Annotated in this window: 10 protein-coding genes; 9 read left to right on the top strand and 1 reads right to left on the bottom strand. The window is 38.1% G+C overall.

Annotated features, from left to right (window positions below):
* The 5 genes from rsmG to PHV30_00875 all read left to right on the top strand — a co-directional run.
* The coding region (gene rsmG / locus PHV30_00895; GenBank protein MDD5455568.1) for a 16S rRNA (guanine(527)-N(7))-methyltransferase RsmG at nucleotides 1-567 on the top strand (567 nt) is incomplete at its 5' end.
* The gene (locus tag PHV30_00890; GenBank protein ID MDD5455567.1) at nucleotides 567-1334 is read left to right on the top strand and encodes a ParA family protein; all 768 of its coding nucleotides are present in this window, start codon (nucleotides 567-569) and stop codon (nucleotides 1332-1334) included. The genes rsmG and PHV30_00890, both read left to right, overlap by 1 nt.
* Entirely contained in the window at nucleotides 1324-2148 is an 825-nt protein-coding gene (locus tag PHV30_00885; GenBank protein MDD5455566.1) for a ParB/RepB/Spo0J family partition protein, read from the top strand. The genes PHV30_00890 and PHV30_00885 overlap by 11 nt, the downstream gene beginning before the upstream one ends.
* Nucleotides 2141-3067 (top strand): tRNA-dihydrouridine synthase family protein, encoded by a 927-nt coding sequence (locus tag PHV30_00880; GenBank protein MDD5455565.1) that lies wholly within the window; start codon nucleotides 2141-2143, stop codon nucleotides 3065-3067. The genes PHV30_00885 and PHV30_00880 overlap by 8 nt, the downstream gene beginning before the upstream one ends.
* Complete coding sequence (locus PHV30_00875) at nucleotides 3060-3512, top strand: tRNA (cytidine(34)-2'-O)-methyltransferase (protein MDD5455564.1); 453 nt, start codon at nucleotides 3060-3062, stop codon at nucleotides 3510-3512. Before PHV30_00880 ends, PHV30_00875 begins: the two co-directional genes overlap by 8 nt.
* 13 nt (nucleotides 3513-3525) lie before the next feature.
* Here the strand turns inward: PHV30_00875 and PHV30_00870 are convergent, their stop codons facing one another.
* Complete coding sequence (locus PHV30_00870; GenBank protein MDD5455563.1) at nucleotides 3526-4314, bottom strand: SDR family oxidoreductase; 789 nt, start codon at nucleotides 4312-4314, stop codon at nucleotides 3526-3528.
* Nucleotides 4315-4335: 21 nt separating this feature from the next.
* Between PHV30_00870 and PHV30_00865 the strand changes: the two genes are divergently transcribed.
* The 4 genes from PHV30_00865 to thiS are packed head-to-tail and all read left to right on the top strand — an operon-like array spanning nucleotide 4336 to nucleotide 7240.
* Nucleotides 4336-5079 carry a HesA/MoeB/ThiF family protein gene (locus tag PHV30_00865; GenBank protein MDD5455562.1) on the top strand — a complete coding sequence of 248 codons (744 nt, stop codon included), beginning with the start codon at nucleotides 4336-4338 and terminating at the stop codon, nucleotides 5077-5079.
* Nucleotides 5080-5139: 60 nt separating this feature from the next.
* Nucleotides 5140-5913, top strand: a complete 774-nt coding sequence (locus PHV30_00860) for a thiazole synthase (protein MDD5455561.1) — start codon at nucleotides 5140-5142, stop codon at nucleotides 5911-5913.
* Nucleotides 5910-7043, top strand: coding sequence for a 2-iminoacetate synthase ThiH (gene thiH, locus PHV30_00855; GenBank protein MDD5455560.1), 1134 nt, complete (start codon nucleotides 5910-5912; stop codon nucleotides 7041-7043). Before PHV30_00860 ends, thiH begins: the two co-directional genes overlap by 4 nt.
* The gene (thiS, locus tag PHV30_00850; protein MDD5455559.1) at nucleotides 7040-7240 is read left to right on the top strand and encodes a sulfur carrier protein ThiS; all 201 of its coding nucleotides are present in this window, start codon (nucleotides 7040-7042) and stop codon (nucleotides 7238-7240) included. Before thiH ends, thiS begins: the two co-directional genes overlap by 4 nt.
* The last annotated feature ends 90 nt before the right edge of the window (nucleotides 7241-7330 follow it).

The raw sequence follows: 7330 nt of genomic DNA, 5'->3' as shown, positions 1-7330 counted from the left end.
GTAAAACATATAGAGGACAGCCTCGTCCTTTCAGATTATATTAAAAAGCATTTATCGTCACCCTCTGCCCTTCTGGACATGGGTACCGGTGCCGGTTTTCCCGGTCTGGTTATTGCTCTGGAAAATCCACAGATAAAAACTTTCTTAATTGACTCTACCGCCAAGAAAATAAATTTTGTTAATAAAATAATCTCTTTATATGACATAAAAAACGCTATAGCCTCTTGCGACAGGCTTGAAAATTTTGCCCTTAAATCCGGCAATTTTTTTGATATTTTGGTAGCCAGATCTCTAGCCCGTCTGGATATTCTACTGGAATATGCCGCGCCTCTTCTCAAGGCTAATGGCCATTTTTTGGCCATGAAAAGTGAACAGCTTGATGAGGAGCTTGCTATTGCTGACATAATTAAAGAGAAACTGGGGTTTATGTTAATTAATACCTTTCCTTATTCTCTTGCACTACAAAAACGTTATATTCTTCATTTTCAGAGAATTAAAGAACCCTCAATAAAATTACCCCGGTCAGTGGGGCTCGCTTCAAGCAAACCTTTATCAGGGAGGAAATAATGAACAAAAAGAATATATACTGCATAGTAAATCAAAAAGGAGGAGTAGGAAAAACCACCACAGCAGTGAGCCTTGCCTCAATTTTGGGTAAAAAAAATCATAAAACATTGCTGATTGATCTTGATCCTCAGGCTAACGCTACAAGTGGATTGGGTCTTTACGACAAAACCTTTACCTACACGGTTTATGATGTGCTTTTAAAGTCTGTTGATGTAAATAAAGCAATTTATCCAACTGCTATTTCCGACCTGTATATATTGCCTTCAACCAAGGATTTAGCAGGTGCCGAGATAGAGCTTGTATCTGAATTTAACCGCGAAAGATTCCTTCAGGTTTGTCTTTCCAGGGTTCAGGATATGTTCGAGTATATTATAATCGATTGCCCCCCCTCCCTGGGCCTTTTAACGATCAATGCTCTGACAGCCAGTCACTACGTGCTCATCCCGGTACAGTCTGAATACTATGCCCTTGAAGGTCTGGCTCGTCTTACAGGAACAATAGATCTGGTAAAAAAAGCATTAAATCCCGAACTACAGATAAGGGGTATTGTTGTTACAATGTTTGATAAACGTGTTACTCTTAGCCGTCAGGTGGAAGAAGAGGCCCGTGAATATTTTAAAGAAAAGGTTTTTCAAACCGTAATTCCCAGAAATGTCCGTTTAAGCGAGGCTCCCAGTTTCGGGGAACCCATCATAATATATGACAAAAAATCAAAAGGCGCAAAAGCTTATAAAAATTTAGTAAAGGAGATTTTTTATGGCCAGTAAACTTGGACGCGGCTTATCTGCTCTCATTCCGGATTATACTCAGATACGGGAAGTTGTTGATGATGAAACCAGTCAGTTTAAAGACATACCCCTGAAGCTTATTGAAAAAAACAGATTTCAACCCAGACAACAATTTTCTGATAATACTATTCAAGAGCTGGCCTCATCAATCAAAGCCAATGGACTTATACAGCCGATTGTTGTCAGAAAAAACTCAAAAGGAACCTATGAACTTATTTCCGGAGAGAGAAGACTGAGGGCTGCAACAATGCTGGGCTATGAATCCATACCTGCAATCGTAAAAAAAGAAGTTACGGATCAGGACAGTCGCGTGCTTTCCCTGATAGAAAATATCCAACGTGAAGATATAAATGCTCTGGATGCTGCTCTGGCTTATTATAATATTATTAATGAACACCACTATACTCAACAACAGCTTGCCGAACAAGTTGGAAAAAGCCGTTCCGCTATTACTAATGCCCTCCGTCTTCTGGAACTTAGTGACAAATGCAAAAAGGCTTTAACCGAAGGTCAAATTACTGAGGGTCACGCCAGAGCGATTCTTCATTTTAAAGAATCTTCAGAGCAGGATTCATTGTTACAAAAAATTACTACCAGAGAGTTAAGTGTTCGTGAAGTAGAAAATCTGATTAACAAATCTGCTCTGACAATCAAAAAAAAATCAACAGCTGTGCTCAGCGGCTGCAAGTTCAAAACTAAAATTTTAAACAAAAATAACAGGGGTCATTTTATAGTCCATTTTTCTTCAGACGAAGAATTCAAAGCCATTAAAGAACTGCTTCTTAATGCCTAATATCGGTAGTTTACAACTAAAAAACAACCTTGTCTGTGCACCTTTGGCCGGTATATCCGATTATTCATTCAGGCAGCTGGCCAGAGATTTTGGTATCGGTTTATCTTACACAGAAATGATATCCGCAATCGGGGTTTATAAAAACAGCTCCAAGTGCCGCTCATTCTCGTTTATCAGCGGCGAACATCCTGTTTCTACACAGATATTCGGCAAGGATCCAATAAGTATGGCTTATGCCGCAAAGTTTTTTGAAGACAAGGGCGCTGATGTTATTGATATCAATTTTGGTTGTCCGGTAAAAAAAGTTGTTAAACAGGGTGCCGGGGCTATACTCATGAAAGATATCACTCTCTGCCAACATATCATAAAAGCTGTCAGGAAGGCAATATCAATACCCTTGACTATAAAAATAAGATTGGGCTGGTCAGCTGCAGAAGAAAATTATTTACAACTGGCACGTATAGCCCAGCTTGAGGGAGTCGATGCCATTTGCCTTCATCCGCGTTATGCAACTCAGCTCTTTAGCGGCTCGGCTGATTGGAGTAAATTTATAGACTTACGCAAAATTACTACACTGAAATTAATAGGTTCTGGAGATATTAAAACCTCCTCTGAAATTACTGCTCACAACGTTAAGTATCCTGTAGATTTTATAATGCTTGGTCGAGGTCTGATGGGAAATCCCTGGCTTATAAGTGATTGCCTGAAACTTACATCCATATCCCTGCAGGATACATTAAGGAAACATTATGGATATTTACTTAATTTGTTTCCGGAGAAAAAAGCCAGCAATCTTTTTCGCAAATTTGTAGGTAAATACACCAAAAATTTAAGTAATGCCAAAGAGCTTCGCAGCATTGGAAACAGCATTTCCTGCGCTAATGATTTTAGTAAACTGCTCGAGGCTATCAATGTTTAATATCCTGCTGTACGAACCTGAAATACCGCCTAACACTGGCAATATAGCTAGACTCTGTCTGGCCACAAACTGCAAATTATTTTTAAAAAGACCTCTGGGATTTTCTATAAAAGATAAAGATTTAAAAAGAGCCGGACTGGATTACTGGCATAATGTCAACATCACAATAATTGACTCTCTTGATGAAATATATGCCCTGCTCCCGGACTCTTGTTTCTACTTTTTCTCAACTAAAGCAAAAAAGTCATATTTCGAAGTTTCCTATAAGATAAATGATGTACTGGTTTTTGGTCCGGAAACTCGAGGTTTACCGCAAAATTTAATAATTGATAATCCAAATACTTTGACTATTCCAATGTTTAACAAGCAGGTTCGCAGCCTCAATCTGGCTACATCTGTTGGTATTGTTTTATATGAAGCTATCAGGCAAACTCAATTTTCTTAAACTATTAAAAAAGCTAAAATCCGCTTAATTTTTTAACCATTTTAGTCAGCAACAATCTGGGGGCAAATCTGGCAGAAAAAATAATTAATTTGTTTTGAAATCCCGGAATGACAATGGCTTTGTTTTTAAATAATCCCCTATAACCTGTTTCTGCGACTTTTTTTACATCCATTATATGTCTGCGATTAAGCTTATGATGAAAATGTGCGCGGTTTCCAAAATTGGTTTGAGTTGGCCCCGGGCATAAACAGGAAACGCTCACTCCGGCTGATTTTAATTCGCAATGAAGCGCCAGTGAAAAACTTAAAATATAATTTTTACTGGCAAAATAAGTGTTCATATACGGGCCTGCAAAAAAGGAAGCTACGGAGCCTACATTTAAAATTTTACCCTGCCTCCTTTTTATCATATCTGCTGAAATCAGCTTGGTAAGTATGGTCGGTGTGACTATGTTGAGCTGCAAAAGTTCCAGGTCTACATCCAAATCGGTCTGACAAAAGAATCCATAATTTCCAAAGCCGGCGTTATTAACTAAAATATCTATTTTTACTTCTTGTTTAATAAGTTGCTCATATAGTTGTTTTGGTGAATCAGGTTTTGATAAATCAATAGCTATAATATGAACTGTTATAGCAAACTTTTTTTCAAGATCTGCTTTCATTTGTTCCAGTTTCTGCTTGGTCCTGGCAGCAAGAATGAGGTTATAACCATCCTTGGCAAAAAGCAAAGCCAGTTCATATCCTATTCCGCTGGTTGGGCCTGTAATTAATGCAGTTTGTTTGCCAATAGACTGGTTTTTCATAAAGAGCTATTATAACTCCATATGAAACTATCTGAAAACCAGTTAAAACGTTACAGTAAACATCTATTGCTGGATAATTTCGGTCTGCAAAAACAATCCATACTTCTCAATTCTCGTGTTCTTATTATCGGTGTAGGAGGCCTTGGTTCAGCTGCAGCTTTTTATTTGGCTTCCAGTGGTGTTGGAACAATCGGGTTGGTTGATGCTGATATGGTCAGTCTGTCCAATCTGCAGAGGCAAATTATTCATTCTTCAACTGACCTCAAGAAACTAAAAGTAGAATCTGCAAAAGAAAAATTATTAAATCTTAATCCTGACCTTAAAATCATTCCCTACCCTGTTTTTTTTAATAAAAAGAATTGTGCAAATTTGGTTAATGATTTTAATTTTATTATTGATGCCACGGATAATTTTGAGACAAAATTTTTAATAAATAGCACCTGTGTTTCCTTGAAAAAAGCTTTTTCTCATGCCGGTGTAGCGGAATTTTCAGGACAAACTATGACAATAATTCCAGGTAAAAGTGCCTGTTATCAGTGTGTTTTCCAAGAACTACCAAAAACCGGCAAAGCTCAACCTGATACGGGTGTTTTGGCTACGGTTCCCGGAATAATCGGGCTTATACAGGCCACTGAAGCAATAAAATATTTAACAGGTACCGGAAAATTGTTAACAAATAAACTGCTAACCTTTGATGCATTAACTTCTTCATTTAGAAAAATAGATGTTAAAAGAATTTCCTCCTGCAAAATTTGTGTTTCTTAAGGCTCCGGGGGTTATTCCGGGTTTGCATTTAGAGCCTGAAAAATGTACAATACTTAAGCAATGAAAAAGTCTTCCTTACAAATTGCTGATAAAAAATTTTTTTCGAGATTATTTGTCGGAACGGGAAAATTTTCTTCTCCCGAACAAATGGTTAAAGCACTTAAAGCATCTGCAACTGAAATGGTCACTGTTGCATTACGCAGGGTGGATCTGGATAATCCTGAAGACCATATTATGCGTCATTTATCACCGAAAAATTATCTGATACTTCCCAATACTTCTGGCGCTCAAAACGCTCAGGAAGCAATAAGGCTTGCAATGCTGGCCAGGGCAGCCGGAGTATCTAACTGGATTAAGCTCGAGGTTACACCTGATCCGAACTATCTGCTTCCTGACGGAGAAGAAACCCTAAAGGCCGCAAAAAAGCTTATTAAAGAAGGTTTTGTTGTCTTGCCATATATACAACCAGACCCTGTTTTAGCTAAAAAACTGGAAGATGCCGGAGCTGCAACCGTAATGCCTCTGGCAGCACCAATCGGGTCCAATAAGGGATTGCGCGCTCTAGACATGATCAAAATTATTATTAAACAATCTTTGATACCTGTAGTTGTAGATGCAGGACTGGGTAAACCTTCCGATGCCGCAGCTGCAATGGAGCTTGGAGCTGACGCTGTCCTGATAAATACTGCTATTGCTACTGCGCGCAATTCCATACTCATGGCTGAGGCCTTTAAAAATGCGGTTATTGCAGGTCGTGAGGCTTTTGAAGCCGGAATTGCCGGTGAGCTTGATACTTCCTCCGCTTCCAGTCCTTTATCCTGGCTTAGTTTATGAGTTTTCACGATTTCTTGAAAACAAATTCCATGCTTTATAAAGAAAGTTTTTCTATTCCGTCAGCTTTATCAGAAAACCAGATATTAAGTATGTTAAATAAGGAAAAACCTGATTATAATGATTTTTTGTGTCTTCTCTCCCCTGCCGCTGTTCCTTTTTTATCTCTAATGGCTCAAAAAGCCAGGCAGCTCACAAACACATGGTTTGGAAAAACAATTCAGCTTTATGTACCTCTCTATCTGTCTAATGAATGTCAAAACCAATGTCTTTATTGCGGTTTTAATAAAATGTCCGATATCAAGAGAAAAACTCTTACCAAACAAGAAGCAATTAAAGAATATCAGCATTTAAAAAAAATGGGGTTTGACAATATTCTGCTGCTTACCGGCGAATCTCCGAATATTGTTGATACTTCATATTTAACTGAAATGATTTGTCTGGCCAGAGATTTTTTTTCTTCGGTTTCTTTGGAAATTTATCCTGCTGGTATTGCTGCCTATAAAAAGTTTATCCAGGCTGGTGCAACAGGTTTGACCCTTTATCAGGAAACATATCATGCCCCAACATATAAAAAAGTTCACCTGGCCGGACGCAAAAAGAACTATCTGTATCGCCTGAACAGTCCTGACAGGGCTTTGACTGCAGGATTCAGAAGAATGGGAGTTGGTGCTTTGCTTGGTCTTTTTGACTGGAGATACGAAATGGCAATGCTTGGCCTGCATACACAATATTTGCAAAAAAAGTACTGGCGTTCGGAAATAGCTGTTTCCTTTCCCCGGTTACGGTATGCTCACGGTAACAAAAAGAAAAAAAATAAAGTCACAGACCAGGACCTGGTTCAAATGATTCTGGCAATCAGATTATTCCTTCCGTCTGCGGGCATTACTTTATCTACCAGAGAACCGTCTTCACTGCGCGATCACTTAATAAAACTGGGCGTTACTCAGATGAGTGCCGCCTCAAAAACTAATCCCGGTGGTTATTCGGGCGGCAATTCATCCGGAGAACAATTTTCTATCGCTGATCACAGATCTTTAAAAACCATTATGAAAATGCTGGAGTTCCATGAAATTGATCCTGCTTTAAAAAATTGGTCTTATGATTTTCAGGGTGTTAAAAACAGGAAATGAAAATAATCATTAACGGTCAGGAAAAAGTTTTATCCGAAACATGTTCTGTTCAGGAACTTTTATTAAAACTTAAAATAAATATTGATTTAATTGTTGTTGAAAGAAATAAAAAAATACTTGACAAAATTGTCTACGACAAAACTTATTTAAAAAATGGTGACAAGCTTGAAATTATTCGCTTTCTTGGCGGTGGATAATATTTACAAAATTGTAACTTTGGCCTGTTGAAGAATAATAAAAAGTCTGATATATTAGTTATCAACAGTGAGTTGTCCACAGAGAAAAGG

It is taken from the genome of Candidatus Margulisiibacteriota bacterium, assembly GCA_028715625.1.
Taxonomy (GTDB): domain Bacteria; phylum Margulisbacteria; class Riflemargulisbacteria; order GWF2-35-9; family GWF2-35-9; genus JAQURL01.
The sequence above is the reverse complement of the archived record's forward strand: the minus strand, read 5'-3'. Positions and strand labels throughout refer to the sequence as shown.